Source organism: Micromonospora sp. NPDC048999 (assembly GCF_040649295.1).
In the GTDB taxonomy this organism is placed as follows: domain Bacteria; phylum Actinomycetota; class Actinomycetes; order Mycobacteriales; family Micromonosporaceae; genus Micromonospora.
This window is the reverse complement of the sequence record NZ_JBEZFI010000001.1, coordinates 1-19,278: the sequence shown is the minus strand read 5'-3', so window position 1 is coordinate 19,278 and position 19,278 is coordinate 1. Positions and strand designations below refer to the sequence as shown.

Genomic DNA, 19,278 nt, shown 5'->3' with positions numbered 1-19,278 from the left:
GGTCGCTGGTCAGCCGGCACACGCGGTGCGCGGCCGGCGCGCCGGGTAGGTTGAGCGTTCGTGGATGTAACCGTCATTGATCACCCGCTCGCCCAGTCGCGGCTGACCGCCATGCGGGACGCCCGGACCGACTCGGCGTCGTTCCGGGCCGCGCTGCGCGAACTCACCACCATGCTGGTGTACGAGGCCGCACGCTCCTTCCCCGTCGAGAAGTACCCGGTCCAGACCCCGGTCACCGCCACCGAGGGCACCCGGCTGGCGAACCCGCCGCTGCTGGTGCCGGTGCTGCGGGCCGGTCTCGGCATGGCCGACGCCGCGCTCGACCTGCTGCCCGAGTCGTCGATGGGCTTCGTCGGCCTGGCGCGCGACGAGGAGACGTACGAGCCCCGCGCGTACATGGAGTCGCTGCCCCGCGACCTGAGCGGCCTGCCGGTGCTGGTGCTCGACCCGATGCTGGCCACCGGCGGTTCGCTGGAGCACTGCTGCCGGCTGCTCGCCGACCGCGGCTGCACCGACATCACGGTGCTGTGCGTCCTCGCCGCGCCGGCCGGCGTCGAGCGCCTGGAGCGCTCCGGCCTCCCCCTGCGCCTGGTCACCGCCTCCATCGACGAGGGCCTGAACGACCACAAGTTCATCGTCCCCGGCCTCGGCGACGCCGGCGACCGCCAGTTCGGCGGCATGCCCCGCTTCTAGTCTCCCTTTCGATGGCCCGCCTCCCCGGCCACTGCCGGGGGTAGCGGGCCATCGCCGTTGCGCCCGTCCCACGCCTGTCGGTAACGATCCGCCCCGCCTGCGACACATACCTGGTGTCCATGTCAGGAACTCCGGTCGGGAGAGCGATCAGATGAAACCCGTGGGTGAGCGGAGTGAGGACTGGTTCACCAGCCTCTACGCCACGCACTACCCGGACATCGTCAGGTACGGACTGCGGCGGCTCCCGGATGCCGACGCGGCCGCCGAACTCGCCCAGGACGTGTTCATCGTCGCCTGGCGTCGGCGGAGCGAGGTCCCCGAACGCCCCCTTCCGTGGCTCTACGCCGTCGCCCGGAACACCGTGGTGAACCGCTGGCGGCGCGGGCGCGGCGCTCCCACACTGGTCCCGCTCACCGAGGCGGACCAGGTGCCGGCGGGGCTTGTCGGGCCCGACGCCATGGCACCCGTGCTCGACCTGCACCGGGCGCTGCGCGAGCTGCCCGAAGCCGACCAGGAGATCCTCCGGTTGGTCGGGTGGGAGGACCTCAGCGTCTCGGACGCCGCTGCCACCCTCGGCTGCACCCGCTCCGCTGCGGCAGTGCGGCTCTTCCGGGCCCGGCGTCGCCTGCGCTCCGCGCTGGCCGCCCGCCCGCAGCTTCCCGACCCTCGGCCGGCATCGATCTATGTCTGAAAGGAGCAGCATGCGTACACAGCAGCAAATCCGGGACCTCCTGGGCCCGGCCGACCCGGCGCGTGGCGTCGTGGTGTCACCGGCACGGCTCTCCGCGCACCAGGTGATCCTCCAGGTCGAGAGCTCGGCGCCTCCCGCGCGGATGGCGCCGAGCCGCCGTGCGAGCCGCCGCACCGTCCTGGTCGGCGCGGCCGTCGCGGCCGCCGTGGTGGCGTCCGCCGGCTTGCTGCCGGTCATCGGGGATCGCGGAGCACCCACCGAGCCGACGCCGCGGCAGCCGGTCGACGGGAGCGTGCTGCAACTGGTGGGTTACGAGATCGCCACCGACGCAGAACCGGCCGGGCCGCACCTGCGGGCGCTCGCCGGACGTATCACGGACGCGCCCTACGACCGGGAGGGCGGCCGCTACGCCTACCACCGGGTCAAGTCCTGGGGCGGCGCGATGCAGCAGTCGAAAGAAGGGTACGTGGCCAGTTACGTGGAGGAACGTCAGAGCTGGGCCACGTCCGACGGCCGCCGGTGGACGGATATGACGGTGCTGGGCATGGAGTTCCCCGACGCGGCGTCCCGGGACTACTGGACGAAGCAGCTGCCCGGGCCTGCCGTCGGCCTGGCGACCCCACCGGCCGCTGGGCCCGTCGAGGAACCACGGGATCGGGAAGACCGGCGATTGCCGACCGACCGGGCGGGCCTCGCTCGTCTGCTCCGGACCGACCTTCCGGCCCTCGACATGGCCGATGCCGTGTACAACACGTACGTCCGGCACCTGGTGCCGCGGCGGACCCGCGCCGACGTCCTCACCATCCTGGCCGACAAGCCGGGGTTCGTGTGGCGTGGACGGGTCGTCGACCGGGCCGGCCGCCCGGGCCTGGGCGTCACCGCCGACCTCACCCTGCCGGCGGAGCGGCCGGAGGACGAGCAGCGCTACCAGATGTTGTTGATCTTCGATCCGAACACCGGTGAACTGCTCGCCCAGGAGTACCTGGAGCAGGCCCCCAAGCAGCGCGTGCTCCGCTACGGGCTGCTGCTGCAGGCCAGCCGTACCGACACGCTCGGCTGACCGGAACGGGGGTCCGGCCGGCGTGGGCGGGACATGCGTCCCGTCCACGCCGGCGGTCGGCGACTGACTCCCGCCTGCCCCGCCGTGGGCCGGGCGGGTCAGAGGCCGAGGGCGGTGGCGATCTCCGCGCGCAGGGCCGCCACGGCGTCCGTCGCGCGGGCGCGGGCCGCCGGCACGTCACCGTCCGCGACCGGCTCCACCACTTCCAGGTACGCCTTGAGCTTCGGCTCGGTGCCGGACGGGCGGATCACCACCCGGGCCGCGTCGGTGCGCAGGATCACCACGTCGGCCTCGGGGAGCAGGTCGGACGTCTCGGTGACCGAATGACCGAGCAGGGCCTGCGGGGTGGCGGCCCGGATCCGGGCCATCATCGCGGCGATCTCCCGCAGGTCGTCGACCCGTACCGAGAGCTGGTCGGTGTGGTGCACGCCGAACTCGGCGGCCAGCTCGTCCAGCCGATCGGTGAGCGTCCGGCCCTCGGCCTTCAGGCCGGCCGCCAGCTCGGCGACGGTCAGCGCGGCGGTGATGCCGTCCTTGTCGCGTACGTGCTCGGGCGCGACGCAGTAGCCGAGCGCCTCCTCGTAGCCGAAGACCAACGGCTGGACCCCGGCACCGCCCCGGACGATCCACTTGAACCCGGTCAGCGTCTCGTCGTACGGCAGGCCTCGCGCCGCGCACATCGCCCGCAGCAGGGACGACGACACGATGGTGGTGGCGTACAGGCCGGTGACCCCGCGGCGCATCAGGTGGTCGGCGAGCAGCGCGCCGACCTCGTCCCCGCGCAGCATCCGCCAGGTGCCGCCCGAAGGGACGGCCACCGCGCAGCGGTCCGCGTCCGGGTCGTTGGCGATGGCGATGTCCGCGCCCGTCGAGCCGGCCAGCGCGACCAGCTTGTCGACCGCGCCCGGCTCCTCAGGGTTGGGGAAGTTGACCGTCGGGAAGGCCGGGTCCGGCTCGGCCTGGTCGGGCACCACGCCGGGGGTCGGGAAGCCGGCGCGGGAGAAGACGGCGGTCAGCACCGCGGCTCCCACCCCGTGCAGCGGGGTGTACGCCACCTTCAGGTCGCGCGGGCCGGCCGGGTCGATCACCGCGACGGCCCGCTCCACGTACGCGGCGACCAGGTCGTCGCCGAGCACCTCGCCGGCCGGGCCGAGCGGCACCTTCAGCAGCGAGCCGACCGAGCGGATGGCGGCCTCGATGCCGGCGTCGGCCGGCGGCACGATCTGCGCGCCCGCGCCGAGTTCCCCGCCGAGCTGAGCGCCGAGGTAGACCTTGTAGCCGTTGTCCTGCGGCGGGTTGTGGCTGGCGGTGACCATCACGCCGGCCACCCCGCCCAGGTGCCGCACCGCGTACGCCAGCACCGGGGTGGGCAGCGGGCGGGGCAGCAGCAGGGCCGGGCGACCCGCGCCGGTGGCGACCTGCGCGGTGCGCTCCGCGAAGGCCCGTGAGCCGTGCCGGGCGTCGTACCCGATGACCAGCGGACCCGTACCGCCCTGGTCGGCGAGCCAGGCGACCAGCCCGGCGGCGGCCTGGGTGACCACCGCGAGGTTCATCCCGTTCGGGCCGGCGCGCAGCGGGCCGCGCAGCCCGGCGGTGCCGAAGGTCAGCGGCCCGGCGAACCGGTCGGCCAACTCCGGCGCGCTGCCCGGCAGCCCGTCGAGGACCGCGCGCAGCTCGTCCCGGCTGGCCGGGTCGGGGTCGTCGTCGAGCCACCGAAGGGCCTGCTTGCGAAGTTCGTCAAGGTCAGTGGTATCCGCCGCCATTGCCCCTTGATAGCACGACGGCGGAGCACCACTGCCCGGCGGTCTCGGCTCAGTTGCTCCCGGGAAGCTGGAACGACCGGACCATCGAATCGAAGATCGGCTTGCTCTCGGCGAACCGGGCGTCGGTGGAGGTGAGGTAGAACGAGTAGACCTTGCCGTCCTTCACCACCCCACGCCACACCCCGTGCCGCATGCTGTCGCCCTCGCCGCAGGTGTATTCCAGCTCGCCCGCCGGCTCACCGGCCAGCTCCTGCTCCGACACCGACAGCTCGGTGTACGGCTTGGGGCAGGTCTTGCTCTCGGCGGCCTTCTTCCGGAGACTCCGCGAGGCGAACTCCGCCCAGCTGATGGAGCTGCTGCCCCATTTCTCGGCGAGGACACGGACCTTGCGCCCGCCGTCCTCGGGGTCGACGAAGTCGACGTACACGCCGCCGGTCTGCCGCTGCCAGCCCTTGGGCACCTGGACCGTGATGCCCTTGACCGTCTGCTCCTGCATCGCCACGGGCGGGGCCTCGGCCGTGGCGGTGGGCTGCGTGCCCACGATCGCCGGGGGAGTGTCGTCGCCGCTGGTGAGGGCGATCACGCTGATCAGCAGCAGCACGGCCACCCCGCCGGCCACCGCTAGCTGCACCTTGCGCGGCCAGCCCCTGACCGTGCTGACGAGCTGGGTGCCGACGCTGCGGGCCTTGCCCAGCGCGCCGCCGTCGGCCGGTGCCGGGGTGGCCCACGGCTGACCGGTGCCGGGCACCGACCACTGGTTGCCGGCGTAGACCGGCTGGGTGGCATCGGCGCCACCGTGGACCGGCTGGGTCGCGTTGGCGCCTGGGGCGTAGACGGGCTGGGTGGCGTTGGCGCCAGAGGCGTACACCGGCTGGGTGGCGTCGCCACCGTAGACGGGCTGGGTGACGTTGGCGCCTGGGGCGTAGACCGGCTGGGTGGTGTCGGCGCCACGGCCGTAGACCGGTTGGGTGGCGTCGGGGTGGCCGGCGCCGAGGCGCTGGGTGGCGTCGGGGGAGATCCGCTGGGTCGCCTCCGGGGCGGCTGCCGGCGCGGGCATCGCCCCGGTGGGCGTGTGGAGCGGGCCGGCCAGCGCGTCCGCGCTGGTGTCGTCGAGCGCCGCGGCGGCCTGGATCGGCGTGGGCTCGGGGCGCTCACCCCGGCGCAGGGCGGCGAGCCGGTCGGTCAGCGACTCGCCGGGGCCGATCATCGCCCGGCCGCCGATCTGGCCGGTCGGCTTCGGCTCGGCCGTGATCGCCGGCGGCGTGGACGGCCGCTGCACCGGCACCACCGCGTACGGGTCGGTGACCGAGTTGACCGCGGTGGCGTTGCTGGTCAGCGGACCGGCGAGGAGCTGACGCAGCATGCCTCGGGCGGAGTGCACGTCCAGCCGCCGGGCGGGGTCCTTCTCCAGCAGGCCCATCAGCATGCCGGTCAGCGGGCCGCTGCGCTGTGGGATGGCCGGCGGATCCTCGACCACCGCGTGCATGGTCTCGATCGGGTCGCCCCGGTCGAACGGGGGACGCCCCTCGACCGCGGTGTAGAGCGTGACGCCGAGTGAGAACAGGTCGCTCGGCGGCCCGAAATCCTGCCCCATCGCCCGCTCGGGGGAGATGAAGTGCGGCGACCCGAGCACCATGCCGGGCGTGGTGAGCTGCACGTCGGTGGGCATCCGGGCGACACCGAAGTCGGTCAGCACGCAGCGGCCGTCGGAGCAGATGAGCACGTTGGCCGGCTTGACGTCGCGGTGCAGCACGCCGATCGCGTGCGCCACCTCCAGCGCGCCGAGCAGCGCGATGCCGATCTTGGCGACCGCCCGGGGCGCGACCGGCCCGTCCTCGATCACCATGTCGGCCAGGCTGCGCGCGTCCAGCAGCTCCATCACGATCCACGGCCGGCCACCCTCGGTGACCACGTCGTACACCTGGACCACGGCGGGGTGCTGGATCGCGGCGGCGGCGCGGGCCTCCCGGAGGGTCCGCTCGTACATCGCGTCACGGTCGCTGGGAGCCAGCCCCGGGGGAAGGACGACCTCCTTGACCGCCACATCGCGGCGCAGCAGGGTGTCTGTGGCACGCCACACCGTGCCCATTCCGCCGTTGCCCACCGGAGACCGCAGAGAGTAGCGATCGCCGATGGTCGTGCCGGGTGCCGCGCGTCCAGTGGGGGGACTGACCGGTCCGCCGCTCCACGTCGGGATCTGAGTCACAGAAAAGCCACCGGGGGGATATCGAGGGGGCTGGGACACAACCTCCCTATCTTGCTGGTTCCGACGCCCGATGCGAAACCCGACGCGGCGGTCGTTTACCTACTTGACGGTATGCGGTCGGCCGTTCACCCCTGGTCGGTGCTCGTCGGGCCCCGGAGTGTGCGCCATCCCTCACCCATCGACGGCCCGACAAGTCCTACCATCCGGTGATGAGCGAACGGCGGTCGAGCGAGTCCGGTTTCCCGATCAAGGGCGTCTACACGACGGACGACGTCCCCGGGGGGCTGGCGGAGCGGCTGGGCGCCCCGGGCGAATACCCGTACACCCGTGGCGTCTACCCGACGATGTACACCTCCCGCCCGTGGACCATGCGGCAGTACGCCGGTTTCGGCACCGCCACCGAGTCCAACGCGCGCTACCACCAGCTCCTGCGTGCCGGCACCATGGGACTGTCGGTCGCCTTCGACCTGCCCACCCAGATGGGGTACGACTCCGACGACTCGATCGCGCACGGCGAGGTGGGCAAGGTCGGGGTCGCCATCGACTCCATCGAGGACATGCGGCTGCTCTTTCACGGCATTCCGCTGGACCAGGTCTCCACCTCGATGACCATCAACGCGCCCGGCTCGGTGCTGCTCCTGCTCTACCAGCTCGTGGCCGAGGAGTCCGGGGTGCCGGGCGCGGCCCTCAACGGCACCATCCAGAACGACATCCTCAAGGAGTACATCGCCCGGGGGACGTACATCTTCCCGCCGAAGCCGTCGCTGCGGCTGGTGGCCGACACCTTCGCGTACTGCCGGGCCGAGGTGCCGAAGTGGAACACCATCTCCATCTCCGGCTACCACATGGCGGAGGCGGGTGCGACGCCCGCGCAGGAGATCGCGTTCACCCTGGCCAACGGCGTGGAGTACGTGCGCGCCGCGGTCGCCGCCGGGCTGGCCGTGGACGACTTCGCGCCCCGGCTGTCGTTCTTCTTCGTCGCCCGGACCACGCTGCTCGAGGAGGTCGCCAAGTTCCGGGCGGCCCGACGGATCTGGGCGAGGCTGATGCGCGACGAGTTCGGGGCGAAGAACCCGAAGTCGATGATGCTGCGGTTCCACACCCAGACCGCGGGTGTGCAGCTCACCGCCCAGCAGCCGGAGGTGAACCTGGTCCGGGTGGCGGTTCAGGGCCTCGGCGCGGTGCTCGGCGGCACCCAGTCGCTGCACACCAACAGCTTCGACGAGGCGATCGCGCTGCCCACCGAGAAGGCGGCCCGGTTGGCGTTGCGTACCCAGCAGGTGCTGGCGTACGAGACGGACCTGACCGCGACCGTGGACCCGTTCGCCGGGTCGTACGTGGTGGAGGCGATGACCGCCGAGATCGAGGCGGCCACGGACGATCTGATGCGGCGGGTCTTCGACCACGGCTCGGCGGTGGACGCGATCGAGGCGGGCTTCCAGAAGCGGGAGATCGAGCAGTCCGCGTACCGGATCGCCCAGGAGATCGACTCGGGCGAGCGGGTGGTGGTCGGGCTCAACCGGTTCCAGATCGACGAGGAGGAGCCGTACGAGCCGCTGCGGGTGGACCCGGCGATCGAGGCCGCGCAGGCCGACCGGCTGGCGAAGCTGCGCGCCGAGCGGGACTCCGGCGCGGTCGAGCGGACCCTGGCCGAGCTGCGTGCCGCCGCCGAGGGCACCGGGAACGTGCTCTACCCGATGAAGGAGGCGCTGCGCGCCAGGGCCACCGTCGGCGAGGTCTGCGGGACGCTGCGCGCGGTGTGGGGGACGTACCGGCCGAGCGACCGGTTCTGAACTGATCCGACGGCGGCTCCGGCGGTGCCCCACCCGGGCGCCCGGCCGGGCCGCCGTGCGCTGTCCAAAACTAGTCTGAGCTGGGAAGACGCCCTCGCCAACCGGGGCCGGCGCGGCGTACAGTCGGTGGTCTCCCCTCATATCGGCGGAAGCGGCGGCGGCTCGGCGAAGGTGCCGTCGGGCAGTGGGGCCCGGCCGTGGCGCGCGTGTGGATCGGGAATGCGGGTAACCCGATCGGGTGAACGGAACGGACAGCCTGTGCGGCCGCATCGCGGACCGGCCTGTAACTCTCGGGAGCCGTTCGGCAGCGTGCTGTTGTTTCGCACTTGTCGGAGTGGCAGTTAATTGCCGCGACTAATGCGACAATTCGGGCCAGCGGCCCGTGATTTGGTGATCGCCAAATCGGTTACGCGTTGTAGGAGGTGTGGGGCAGATGACGGCGTCCGACCGCGATCTACCTGCTGTCCCGCAGATACTTGAGCCCTCCCACCAGGGCATTCGTGACGCTGCGCGGTCCGACCGCTACGCGAAAGAGGTTGCCCAGCGTCACCGTCGGAGGTCTAGGCTGTCTGCTGTTCTGCCCGAAGATCCATCCACTTCTAGTGATCGAGAATTCGACGTGACGAGTGCGTTGACGCTGCCTTCTTCCGGCAGCCCGCTGGCGTCGTCCTGGCCGGAGGCGCCATCCGGATCCCAGCCCCTGCCTTTCGAGCTCGACCATCTGCTGGCCCTCCGGGTACCCGGCCTGATCGACATCCGCCGTCACCTTCACGCCCATCCCGAGCTGTCCGGCGAGGAGTACGAGACGGCCGCCCTGATCCACCGGGAGCTGTCCCGTGCCGGGCTGAAGCCGCGGCTGCTGCCCAAGGGCAACGGCGTCATCTGCGACATCGACGGACGCCCGGACGGCCCGGTGATCGCGCTCCGCGCCGACATCGACGCCCTCCCGCTGACCGACGCCAAGGACGTCCTCTACCGCTCCACCGTGGAGGGCGTCTGCCACGCCTGCGGACACGACGTGCACACCACCGTGATGCTCGGCGTCGGTCTGCTGCTCGCCCGGCTCGCCGAAATCGGCCAGCTCGACGGCCGGGTCCGGCTCATCTTCCAGCCGGCCGAGGAGATCCTGCCCTGCGGCTCCCTGGAGGTCATCGAGGCCGGCGGCCTGGATGACGTGGTGCAGATCTTCGCCGTGCACTGCGATCCGAACCTGCCGGTCGGCCGGGTCGGCCTGCGGGTCGGCCCGATCACCGCCGCCGCCGACAACGTCACCGTCCGGCTCACCGGTCCGGGCGGGCACACCGCGCGCCCGCACCTCACCGTCGACCTGGTCGACGCGCTCGGCCGGCTGGTCACCGAGGTGCCCACCCTGGTCAGCCGCCGGGTGCCGGCCAACAGCGGGCTGCTGCTGGTGTTCGGCCACGCCTCGGCCGGCACCCGTTACAACGTCATCCCCTCCGAGGCCTACGCCGCCGGCACGCTGCGCGTGATGGACCGCGACACCTGGGACCAGGCCCCGAAGATCGTGGCCCAGGTGGTCCGGGACGTCATCGCCCCCACCGGCGCCACCGTCGACCTGGAGTACCTGCGTGGCCGCCCGCCGGTCACCAACGACGCCCGGGCCATTGGCGTGCTCACCGCCGCCACCGCCGCGGCCCTCGGCCCCGAGGGGATCGCGGAGACCCCGCAGAGCATGGGCGGCGAGGACTTCTCCTGGTATTTGGAACACGTGCCGGGCGCGCTCGCCCGCCTCGGGGTCGGCCGAACCGGGCCCAACGTGGACCTGCACCGGGCCTCGTTCGACCCGGACGAGCGCGCCATCCCGGTCGGCGTACGCCTCATGGTCCAGACCGCGCTGCGGGCACTGGCGGCGGCGCGCTAGGCGTCGGACCACCCACCGGCCCGGCCGGCCCCGGCACCATCGGCGCCGGACCGGCCGGTGGAGTCCGCCGCGTCCGCCGCCGTCGGGCCAGCCCGAGCAGCACCGCCACCGGTACGCCGATCACCAGCGCGAACGGCAGCACCGCGCCCAGCACGGTGAGGGTCACGGTCAGCGCGTCCCGGAACGCCGACCAGCCGCCCCGCAGCCCGACCAGGAAGCCCAGGTCGCGCTTCTCCTTGACGGGAGCGGGCGCGGCCGTGGCGTGGGGGCCGACGAAGGTCACGGTGATCGTGGAGAGCGCGGTCAGGTCCGCCAGCTTGCGCTTCTTCGCCTCCAACGACGCCAGGTCGGCCTCCCGCCGGCCCACCTCGTTCTCCAACGTGACCAGGTCGTTGATCGAGTTGGCCCGGGCGAGCAGCTTCCGGGCGCTGTCCACCCGGGCCCGCTGAGTGGCGATCCGGGCGTCCAGGTCGACGGTCTCCTCGGTGACGTCCTCGGTGTGGATCTCGCGCCGCTCCTGCTCGCCGAGCCCGGCGAGTCCGTCGATGACCGCGATGAACCGGTCGGCCGGCACCCGCAGGGTCAGCTCGGCCCGAGCGTCCGCCGACCCGCTGGTCCGCTGGTCGCCACCGATGAATCCACCCGCCTCGCGGGCCCGGGCGGTCGCCGTGCGGGCTGCCCCGTCCACGTCGTCCACCCGGACCTGCATCGTTCCGGTGTAGATGATCGACCGCTGGTCCACCCGCAGGTCGGCCGCACCCGACCCGCCCGCCGAATCCTGGTCGGTGCCGCCTTCCGCCTTGGCGTTCCCGCCCGCGTCGGCGACCCCGCCCACGGCAGGTGCCGCGGAGTCACTGGCCGTCCGCTCGCCGCCCGCGCTGCAGGCCCCCGCGGCCAGCACCGCCACCAGTCCCACCGCCGCCAGCGCCAGCGCTCGACGATGTCCTCCTCGTATGCTCATTTCTTCTCTCCGATCCTTGGCGACCCCGCTCCGGGGTCGATACGTCGGACGCGGCGCGCATTCGCGCCGGTTCCGGCAGACTGCGCTCAGGACGTCACGATTCGATAATCGAGGAGTCACGATGCAGCTCACCAAGTACGGCCACTCCTGTCTCCGGCTGGAGCACGACGGGGGAGTGCTCGTGGTGGACCCCGGGGTATACAGCGAACCGGAGGCACTGGACGGGGCGGACGCGGTGCTGATCACCCACGAACACCCGGACCATGTGAACGTCGAGGCGCTGAACCGGGCGCTGGAGCGCCGCCCGTTCAGCGTCAACGGGCCGGCTTCGCTGGCCGACGTCCTCGGTGCCGCCGCCGAAGCGCTGGTCGTGGTCGCGCCCGGCGAGTCGTTCACCGCCGCCGGCGTCCCGGTCCGCGCCTACGGCGGGCAGCACGCCGTCATCCACCCCGACATCCCGGTGATCCAGAACCTGGGTTACGTGTTCAACGACGTCGTCTACCACCCGGGCGACTCCCTGGTCGTCCCCGACGACGTCCAGGTGGACACCCTCTTCGCGCCGATCCACGCGCCCTGGTCCAAGTTCTCCGAGGTGGTCGACTTCATTCGGGCGGTGGCCCCACGCCGCGCCTACGCGCTGCACGACGGGCTGCTCAACGCCACCGGGTTCGGCATCTACGACCGGCAGTACACCGCGCTGTCGAAGACCGACTACCGCCGTCTCGAACCGGGCACCCGGATCGACGCCTGACCGGCGATGGCCGGTCCGTCCCCGGAGCTGGTCCAGCGGCTCTACGCGGCGCCGCCGGACCGGTTCGTCGCGGCCCGGGACGCCGCGGTCGCCGAGGCCCGCCGGGCCGGCGATCCGAAGGCGGCCCGGGAGATCGGCCGGCTGCGCCGGCCCACCGTCGCAGCCTGGCTGGTCAACCTGCTGGCCATCCGCCGGCCCGAGCTGGTGGCCGACCTGGCGCAGCTCGCCGAGTCGCTGCGTACCGCCCAGCGTGAGCTGCGCGGCGGCAAGCTGCGTGAGCTCTCCGCGCAGCGCCGGGCCGTCGTCGGCGCGCTGGTCAGCGAGGTACGCAAGCTGGCCGCCGCCGAGCCGGCCGCCCCACCGGCCGGGAAGCTGCCGCTGGCCGAGGTGGAGGCGACGCTCAACGCCGCCCTGTCCGACACCGAGGTGGCCGAGCAGATCCGGTCCGGCCGGCTGCTCCGGGCCACCCACTACGCCGGCTTCGGTGAGGTGCCGCGCCCGCAGTTACGGCTGGTCACCGGGGGCGCGGAGGAACCGCCCGAACCCGAGCGGGCCGACACCCGGCGTACGCGCGACGAGCGGGCGGCCCGGGCCGAACGGGCGAACCGCCGCCGCGCGTTGAACCGCGAGCTGACGAAGGCCCGCAGCGACCAGGACCGGGCCGAGCAGGAGCTGGCCGAGGCCGTCCGCTCCGAGCGGGACGGCGGCGCGACGCTGGACCGGATCGAGACCGAACTGGCCGAGCTGGAACGCCGCCGGGCCGTCGCCGAGCAGGATCTCAGCCGCGCCAGGCTGGCCCGGCGGGGCGCCGAGCGGTCCGCCACCGCCGCCCGGCGGCGCACCGGCGAGGTGGAGGCGGCGCTGGAGGGGCTGGACGCCGAAGAGGAGGATGCCGACGCGGGCGGTAACCGGGCAGACTGACTGGAGTGATTGACCACGATGGACGGACGGAGGTACCCCGTCGATGACCCCGGAGCAGGTCGCCGCCGCCAGCAAGCCGCTGGCGCTGGAACTCGGGGAGACCTTCTCCCGCCGTCCGGCGACGCTGCGCCGAGCCCGGCTGCTCGGCATCTCCGGCTGGGCGTTCTACATCACCGGCCGGGCCGGGGCGCTCGGTGACGTCCGTGCCGAGACGGCCGCCGCCGCGCTCGGCTTCATCGCCCCGGAGGCGGTCGCCGACGGCTGGGACGCCGCCGCCCGTACGGTCCGGCCGCTGGACGTGGCCGGCGCGAACCTGGCCGAGTGCTGCCGGTGGGGCGTCGAGCAGTTGGGCGACACCCCGCAGGTGTCCTACCTGGCCGGCCTGCTGGAACGGGCGGTCGACGCGGCGGACGCCAGCGGGATGCCACTCTTCGCCGCCTGGCGGTCCATGCCGGTCCCGGACCGTTCGCCGGGCGCGCGGGCGGCCGTCGCGTTGCTGCTGCTCCGTGAGCACTTCGCCGGGGCCTATCTGCTGGCGGTCCGGGCCGCCGGGATGACCCCGCTCGAGGCGGTGCTGGCCGGGCCGGAGGGGGAGGCGGGCGCCGCCGCCTGCGGCTGGTCGCCGCCGTACCCGCCGCCGGGTCCGCTGGTACGGCGGCGCCTCTGGGCCGAGGCGGTGACCGACCGGCTGGCCGCCACCGCGTTCCAGGGGCTCGCCCCGGGTGAGGGGGCGGAACTGCTCAACCTGCTCAGCGCCGCGCGGTTGCACCTCGGCGGCGGGCAAAAATGAGGGGCGCGGCCGCCGGACGGGCTGCCAGGATCGGCGGCGTGACGCTCCCCGCCGGCTGGACCGCCCGCCGCCCCACCCTCGACGACGTCCCGGCGATCCTGAAGGTGGTGCACGCCTCCGACGTCTTCGCCGTCGGCTATCCGGACTTCGACACCGAGGACGTCGAGTCCGCGCTGACCGGTCCGTTCTTCGACCCGGCGCGTGACTCCTGGCTGGTCACCGACCCGGACGGGGCCGCGGTCGCCTGGACGCTGCTGAACAACCCGACCGGCGTGGGCCGGGAGTGGGTGGACGTCCTCGTGGACCCCGAGCGCGGGGCCGACCTGCGTGCCCCACTACTGGCCCGGCTGCTCGACCGGGTCGCCGAGCGGGCCGCCGAGCGTGGCCTGCCCGCCCTGACCATCCGCACCGGCGTTTTCGCACCGGAGACGCGCTGGGCGGCCGAGCTGGTCGAGGCGGGTTTCACCCGGATCAAGCGGTACATCAGGATGACCCGCTCGCTGACCGACCTGTCCGCCGAGCCGGCCCTGCCGGCCGGGGTGACCGTCCGGTCACTGCGTCCCGGCGACGAGGCCGACCTGCGGCAGTTCCACGGGATCTTCGACACCGCGTTCCGGGACACCCCCGACTACGAGCCGCTCGGCTTCGAGGCGTGGCAGGAGCGGATCCCGTCGTACGGCAAGGTCTGGGACGAGTGGTTCGTCGCCGAGGTCGACGGGGAGCCGGCCGGTGCCCTCCAGTCCTCCGACCAGGCCCTGGAGCACGACATGGGCTGGGTACGCACGCTGTCGGTGCTGCCCGAGTACCGGCGGCGCGGGGTGGGCGCGGCGCTGCTGCGCCGGGCCTTCGCGGTCTACGCGGCGAAGGGTCGGGCCGCCGCCGGGCTCGGCGTCGACCTGGCCAACCCGACCACCCCGGTGACCCTCTACCGCTCGGTCGGGCTGGGCGAGGTGCGCTGGACCGACATGTACGAGCGGACGGTCACCGCCACGCATGTGTGATAGGCGACCCGGCCCGGGGTCGCCCGCCCGGCCCGGAAAACGGCCGGGGAGACTGAAGGCGTGCGATACGCGCTACGCCGACGCGGTGCCGGTGGGGCGGGACCGCAGGTCGGCGACATAGTCGTCCGGCGCGCCCGCCTTCTCGGCGGCGTTCGCGATCTCCGACAGGTACCACGACGTCGGCAGGCCGCCTTCGTACCCGTCGAAGACGTAGACCCACGCGGTCACGTCCCCGTCCAGTGTCGAGATGCGGACGGTGAGCCGTCGGTACGTCTCCGCGGCCACGCCCTCGATCTCGTCGAGCTGCGCGGCGTCACCCGGGTGGATGTCGTAGAGCGCCACGAAGACCCGGTCGCCCGGGGACTCGACCACGGTGCTGACCGAGCCCTCCCAGCCGATGACGCCCTCACCGGCGAAGGTGAGCCGCCACCCCTCCAGCCAGCCGACGCCCACCATCGGCGAATGCGGGCAGTAGGCGCGCATGCGAGCGGGGTCCAGGTTTGAGCCATAAGCGGCGTACAGACGCACGGCGATGACGATAGCTCGGCTGGCGGGTGGGGGAGAATACGACGGTGCGTGTCGAACGCGACGGGGAGAAGAAAGTCACTGTGAGCACTGACGAGGGGCGAGCGCTGTGAGCCAGATCGTGATCATCGGCGGGGGGCCGGCCGGGTACGAGGCGGCGCTGGTCGCCGCCCAGCTGGACGCTGATGTCACCGTGGTCGAGGCGGAGGGGGCCGGCGGTGCCTGCGTGCTCTCCGACTGCGTCCCGTCGAAGACCTTCATCGCCAGCTCAGAGGTGGTCACCGGCTACCGGGACACCGAGGAGTTCGGGGTGCACTCGGATGGGCTGGAGGCGGTCACCGTCGACGCCCGGGCGGTGCACGAGCGGGTGAAGCGGCTCGCCCTGGCTCAGTCCTCCGACATCCACACCAAGCTGGTCAAGTCCGGGGTGGAGTTCGTGGCCGGCAGCGCCCGGCTGGGCGAGGACACGCTCGGTCACACCCACCGGGTGGTCGTCACCCCGGCCGGTGGTGGCGCTGAGTATTCGATCGACGCATCCACCGTCCTGATCGCCACCGGCGCCACCCCACGGCAGCTCCCCACCGCGCTGCCCGACGGCGAGCGCATCCTCACCTGGCGCCAGGTGTACGACCTGCCGGCGCTGCCGGAGCACCTGATCGTGGTCGGTTCCGGTGTGACCGGCGCCGAGTTCGCCAGCGCGTACCTGGCGATGGGCGTCGCGGTCACGCTGGTCTCCAGCCGTGACCGGGTGATGCCGCACGAGGACGCCGACGCCGCGATGGCGATCGAGCGGGTGTTCCGCAACCGGGGCATGACCATCCTCAACAACTCCCGTGCCGAGGCGGTCCGCCGGATCGGCGACGGCGTCGAGGTGGTGCTCGCCGACGGCCGGGTGGTGGTCGGCTCGCACGCGCTGATCGCGGTCGGCTCGATTCCCAACACCGCCAACCTGGGCCTCGCCGAGTACGGCGTCGAGCTGGCCCGGGGCGGCTACGTCAGCGTCGACCGGGTGTCCCGGACCAACGTTCCCGGCATCTACGCGGCCGGTGACTGCACGGGGGTGCTGCCGCTGGCCAGCGTCGCCGCCATGCAGGGCCGGATCGCGATGTGGCACGCGCTCGGCGAGGCGGTCCGGCCGCTGCGGCTGCGTACCGTCGCGGCGAACGTCTTCACCGACCCGGAACTGGCCACGGTCGGCGTCTCCCAGAACGAGGTGGACGCCGGCAAGGTGCCGGCCCGCCAGGTGATGCTGCCGCTGGCCGGCAACGCCCGGGCCAAGATGGCCGACCTGGCCGACGGCTTCGTCAAGCTCTTCTGCCGCCCCGCCAGCGGTCAGGTGATCGGCGGCGTGGTGGTGGCGCCGAAGGCCAGCGAGCTGATCCTGCCGATCACCATGGCGGTGGAGAACAACCTCACCGTCAATGAGCTGGCTCAGACCATCACCATCTATCCCTCGCTGTCGGGCTCGATCACCGAGGCGGCCCGCCAGCTCATGCTCCACGAACTGGAGTGACCCGTCGTCACCGCCGGGCCGCCCACACGGAGGCCGGCCCGGCGGGACACGCCGTCAGCGGAAGGCGGCGGCGTGGTCGGCGGCCCATTCGGCGTACGCGTGAGCAGGCCGGCCGGTCAGCCGCCGTACCGTGTCGGTGACCTGCTCTGGGTGGTGGACGAAGGCGGCCCAGCCGGCCAGCGCGGCGTCGGCGAAGGCCGGGTCGCCGAAGGCGGCGGAAAGCATCTGCCGAGCCTCGTCGACTGGCATCTCCGACCAGCGCAGCTCCCGGCCGATCGCCCGGCCGATGGCGCGTACCTGGTCCTCCTGGGTCAGCGTCTCCGGCCCGCTGAGCAGGTAGCGGGCGCCGGCGTGGCCGTCCGAGGTCAGCGCCGCAACGGCCACCTCGGCGAGATCCCGCTCGTGGATCAGTGACCGGGCCGCGCCCCCGTACGGCCAGTGCACCACGTCGCCGGCCCGGATCTGGTCGGCCCACATGAGCGTGTTGGCGGCGAAGCCGACCGGCCGCAGGAAGGTCCACTCCGCGCCGGACGCCTCGACCGCCCGCTCGACCTGCGCCCAGAACGACGCCGGCTGGTCGGCGGCACCCGGAGCGGACAGGTACACGACCCGGGCGCTCTGCTTTGCGATGAGCTGGGCGACCTCGGGGGCGGCCCGGCGGGCCACGGCCGGGTCGGTGAACGGCCAGATCAGGAAGACCGCGTCGACGCCGGTCAGGTGGGGCGCGAGCGAGGCGGGGTCGCCGAGATCGGCCGCCACCACCTCGACCCCGGCCGGCAGTTGAGCCCGGGACGGGTCGCGGCTCACCGCCCGGACCTGCTCGCCCCGCGCCAGCAGCAGCGATACCACCTCTCGGCCGACCGTGCCGGTCGCCCCCGTCACCAGGATCATCTCCGCCTCCTCATCCGATAGGCCGCCATCGACCCACCAGTTGGACGCTAGGAGCTGAAGCCTCCTTGAGGTCAAGGGCATCAGGCGACGTCGAGGCGAATATTCCCGATCCGAGCGACGACATCAAGGTGCCCACCCAGGCCCGTCACGTACGCCCGGAGGGTCTCGAGACTTGTGCTCTCGCCGTTCTCGATCTGGCTGATCCGTGCCTGCGACAGCCCCGCCGCCTCAGCCAGTTGGGTCTGTGTCATGCCCAACTGCTTCCGGATCTCCGCGAGCTGGGCACCGCTCACCGAGGCGAGCATCTGCTCGCGCATCCGTTCCCGTCGCGCAGCGCGTTCAGGCTCGTCCCACGTCGGGTCGATCTCCCTGGCCTTCGCCTTTACGTCTCGCCAGTTGACTCCACCGCTCATCGCTAAGCTTCTTTCAGGCTAATCAGGTGCTCCTGAAACCGAGCGTCAGCCAAGGGTATGGCCGTCCGGTACCAACTCTGCCACTGTCCGGACTTGTCGCCTGCCACTAGGAAGACGGCCTCCCGCAACGGGTCGAACGCGAAAATCATCCGTACCTCCGTGCAGCCGGTCGAGCCTGGCCGTAGTTCCTTCATGTGGTGAAAGGCGCTGCCCTTGAGGCGGTCGACGAGGGGCCTGCCCAGTGCTGGGCCATGCTCCCCGAGCAGGTCTATCGCTTCACTGACCAGGTCGGCTGTAGTGGGATCACTCCTGCACAGGTCGAGAAACCATGATTCGACCTCAGGATGCAGCCCGATCTTCCACATGTCGTCAATATAAGGTCAGCTTATATGGCTTGCCGGAAGACACGCGAGTGGAACGCGGAGTAATCCGGTCAGTCTGCCCCGACCCGAACCTTGGCCTTGGCCTCCGTGGGGGTGTGGCGGGCGGTGAGGGCGCTCACCGCCCAGCCGGCTGCCGCGAACCCGGCCGCCGCCACTCCGCCGATCACCGCGAGTCGCCACACCGAATGGGTCAGCGCCGTGCCGCCCAGGTGCCCGACCAGGGTTCCGTACGCCGCCCAGCCGGTCGCCGCCATGGCCTCGTAGAGCAGGAAGAGCCGGGCCGGGTAGCGGCTGCGCCCGGCCGCGAAGCAGGCCGCCATCCGCCCGCCCGGTACGAATCGACAGAGCAGGATCACCAGCGGCCCCGGCTCGCGCAGCCCTCGGGTGACCCGGGCGGCGGCGCGGCGGGCCCGGCCGGGCATGGCGCGCCGCGCCCGGCGGCGGCTCGGGGCGCTGCGGCCGAGCAGATAGCAGGCGACATCGCCGGCGAAGACGCCGGCCGTGCCGACGACGATGGTGAGCGGCAGGCTCAGCCCGCTGTAGACGGTGAGCGCGCCGGCGGTGATCATGACGACCTGGGTCGGCACGACCGGCACGAAGGCGTCGGCGGCCAGCAGCCCCAGCAGCACAAGGTACGCCCACGTCGGCGACGCGACGTTAGCGATGAGTTCGGGCACGACTGCCACCTCGCCGGATCTCCCCGTTCGACCGCACCGAGCCTGACGGCCTGTCTCGCCTCACTGTGCGCTGCCCCGCCCGGTGGTGACCAATGACACCAGAGGGCCAGCCGTTGCCAACGATGCGGCCGGGCCGATTGTGTCGACCGCTCGGCGTGGCGGCGCTCATCGAGGCGGGCGGCGAACCGTCGATTCCAGGCGTACCGTTGTCGGCGCGCGGCTCCGCCGCCGTCGGATCCCCCGTTGCCGACGACCGGGCCGCCGCGGGTCGCCGGCAGGTCCCGTGCCGGCGACCCGCACTTTTGCTGCCTGGCCCGATGCCCCTATTGCCGCTGTGAGCTGGGCAAACGGTCATCTTGATTTA

18 protein-coding genes are annotated in these 19,278 nt (G+C 72.5%); 10 read left to right on the top strand and 8 right to left on the bottom strand.

The window, feature by feature from the left end; all coding sequences use genetic code 11:
- Positions 1 to 60: 60 nt before the first annotated feature.
- From upp to AB0C02_RS00080, 3 genes are all read left to right on the top strand, one after another.
- Positions 61 to 693, top strand: a complete 633-nt coding sequence (upp, locus tag AB0C02_RS00090; RefSeq protein WP_357539444.1) for a uracil phosphoribosyltransferase — start codon at positions 61 to 63, stop codon at positions 691 to 693.
- Positions 694 to 844: 151 nt separating this feature from the next.
- Positions 845 to 1,384: a sigma-70 family RNA polymerase sigma factor gene (locus tag AB0C02_RS00085; RefSeq protein ID WP_357539442.1), complete on the top strand. Its 540-nt coding sequence runs from the start codon at positions 845 to 847 to the stop codon at positions 1,382 to 1,384.
- Between the two features lie 10 nt (positions 1,385 to 1,394).
- Positions 1,395 to 2,444 carry a CU044_5270 family protein gene (locus AB0C02_RS00080; RefSeq protein WP_357539440.1) on the top strand — a complete coding sequence of 350 codons (1,050 nt, stop codon included), beginning with the start codon at positions 1,395 to 1,397 and terminating at the stop codon, positions 2,442 to 2,444.
- A gap of 98 nt (positions 2,445 to 2,542) precedes the next feature.
- Here AB0C02_RS00080 and AB0C02_RS00075 read toward each other — a convergent pair whose 3' ends face one another.
- Both AB0C02_RS00075 and AB0C02_RS00070 read right to left on the bottom strand, forming a co-directional pair.
- Positions 2,543 to 4,207 carry a phospho-sugar mutase gene (locus tag AB0C02_RS00075; protein WP_357539438.1) on the bottom strand — a complete coding sequence of 555 codons (1,665 nt, stop codon included), beginning with the start codon at positions 4,205 to 4,207 and terminating at the stop codon, positions 2,543 to 2,545.
- Between the two features lie 49 nt (positions 4,208 to 4,256).
- Positions 4,257 to 6,413: a protein kinase gene (locus tag AB0C02_RS00070; RefSeq protein WP_357539436.1), complete on the bottom strand. Its 2,157-nt coding sequence runs from the start codon at positions 6,411 to 6,413 to the stop codon at positions 4,257 to 4,259.
- Positions 6,414 to 6,622: 209 nt separating this feature from the next.
- Here AB0C02_RS00070 and AB0C02_RS00065 point away from each other — a divergent pair, with 209 nt between their 5' ends.
- Both AB0C02_RS00065 and AB0C02_RS00060 read left to right on the top strand, forming a co-directional pair.
- Complete coding sequence (locus tag AB0C02_RS00065; protein WP_357539434.1) at positions 6,623 to 8,206, top strand: methylmalonyl-CoA mutase family protein; 1,584 nt, start codon at positions 6,623 to 6,625, stop codon at positions 8,204 to 8,206.
- 619 nt (positions 8,207 to 8,825) lie between these two features.
- Positions 8,826 to 10,088 carry an amidohydrolase gene (locus AB0C02_RS00060; protein ID WP_357539432.1) on the top strand — a complete coding sequence of 421 codons (1,263 nt, stop codon included), beginning with the start codon at positions 8,826 to 8,828 and terminating at the stop codon, positions 10,086 to 10,088.
- Here AB0C02_RS00060 and AB0C02_RS00055 read toward each other — a convergent pair.
- Positions 10,045 to 11,049, bottom strand: a complete 1,005-nt coding sequence (locus AB0C02_RS00055) for a DUF4349 domain-containing protein (RefSeq protein WP_357539430.1) — start codon at positions 11,047 to 11,049, stop codon at positions 10,045 to 10,047. The two genes, AB0C02_RS00060 and AB0C02_RS00055, sit on opposite strands and share 44 nt — an antisense overlap.
- A gap of 121 nt (positions 11,050 to 11,170) precedes the next feature.
- On the opposite strand from AB0C02_RS00055, the gene AB0C02_RS00050 reads away from it, so the two are divergent.
- Genes AB0C02_RS00050 through AB0C02_RS00035 form a run of 4 tightly spaced genes read left to right on the top strand, consistent with a single transcriptional unit; the run spans position 11,171 to position 14,512 of the window.
- Positions 11,171 to 11,800: an MBL fold metallo-hydrolase gene (locus AB0C02_RS00050; protein WP_357539428.1), complete on the top strand. Its 630-nt coding sequence runs from the start codon at positions 11,171 to 11,173 to the stop codon at positions 11,798 to 11,800.
- 6 nt (positions 11,801 to 11,806) lie between these two features.
- Positions 11,807 to 12,721, top strand: a complete 915-nt coding sequence (locus AB0C02_RS00045; protein WP_357539426.1) for a hypothetical protein — start codon at positions 11,807 to 11,809, stop codon at positions 12,719 to 12,721.
- Positions 12,722 to 12,764: 43 nt separating this feature from the next.
- Positions 12,765 to 13,511: a hypothetical protein gene (locus AB0C02_RS00040; RefSeq protein ID WP_357539424.1), complete on the top strand. Its 747-nt coding sequence runs from the start codon at positions 12,765 to 12,767 to the stop codon at positions 13,509 to 13,511.
- Positions 13,512 to 13,549: 38 nt separating this feature from the next.
- Positions 13,550 to 14,512 (top strand): GNAT family N-acetyltransferase, encoded by a 963-nt coding sequence (locus AB0C02_RS00035; RefSeq protein ID WP_357539422.1) that lies wholly within the window; start codon positions 13,550 to 13,552, stop codon positions 14,510 to 14,512.
- 72 nt (positions 14,513 to 14,584) lie between these two features.
- Here AB0C02_RS00035 and AB0C02_RS00030 read toward each other — a convergent pair whose 3' ends face one another.
- Entirely contained in the window at positions 14,585 to 15,040 is a 456-nt protein-coding gene (locus AB0C02_RS00030; protein ID WP_357539420.1) for a gamma-glutamylcyclotransferase, read from the bottom strand.
- A gap of 106 nt (positions 15,041 to 15,146) precedes the next feature.
- On the opposite strand from AB0C02_RS00030, the gene AB0C02_RS00025 reads away from it, so the two are divergent.
- The gene (locus tag AB0C02_RS00025) at positions 15,147 to 16,550 is read left to right on the top strand and encodes an NAD(P)H-quinone dehydrogenase (RefSeq protein WP_357539418.1); all 1,404 of its coding nucleotides are present in this window, start codon (positions 15,147 to 15,149) and stop codon (positions 16,548 to 16,550) included.
- Positions 16,551 to 16,604: 54 nt separating this feature from the next.
- Here AB0C02_RS00025 and AB0C02_RS00020 read toward each other — a convergent pair whose 3' ends face one another.
- The 4 genes from AB0C02_RS00020 to AB0C02_RS00005 form a co-directional block, all read right to left on the bottom strand.
- Positions 16,605 to 17,441: an NAD(P)H-binding protein gene (locus AB0C02_RS00020; RefSeq protein ID WP_357539416.1), complete on the bottom strand. Its 837-nt coding sequence runs from the start codon at positions 17,439 to 17,441 to the stop codon at positions 16,605 to 16,607.
- A gap of 80 nt (positions 17,442 to 17,521) precedes the next feature.
- The gene (locus AB0C02_RS00015) at positions 17,522 to 17,854 is read right to left on the bottom strand and encodes a helix-turn-helix transcriptional regulator (protein ID WP_357539414.1); all 333 of its coding nucleotides are present in this window, start codon (positions 17,852 to 17,854) and stop codon (positions 17,522 to 17,524) included.
- Positions 17,855 to 17,856: 2 nt separating this feature from the next.
- On the bottom strand, positions 17,857 to 18,219 hold the full coding sequence (locus AB0C02_RS00010; protein WP_357539412.1) for a type II toxin-antitoxin system RelE/ParE family toxin: 363 nt from the start codon (positions 18,217 to 18,219) through the stop codon (positions 17,857 to 17,859).
- Between the two features lie 68 nt (positions 18,220 to 18,287).
- On the bottom strand, positions 18,288 to 18,914 hold the full coding sequence (locus tag AB0C02_RS00005; protein ID WP_357539410.1) for a VTT domain-containing protein: 627 nt from the start codon (positions 18,912 to 18,914) through the stop codon (positions 18,288 to 18,290).
- Between the last annotated feature and the right edge of the window lie 364 nt (positions 18,915 to 19,278).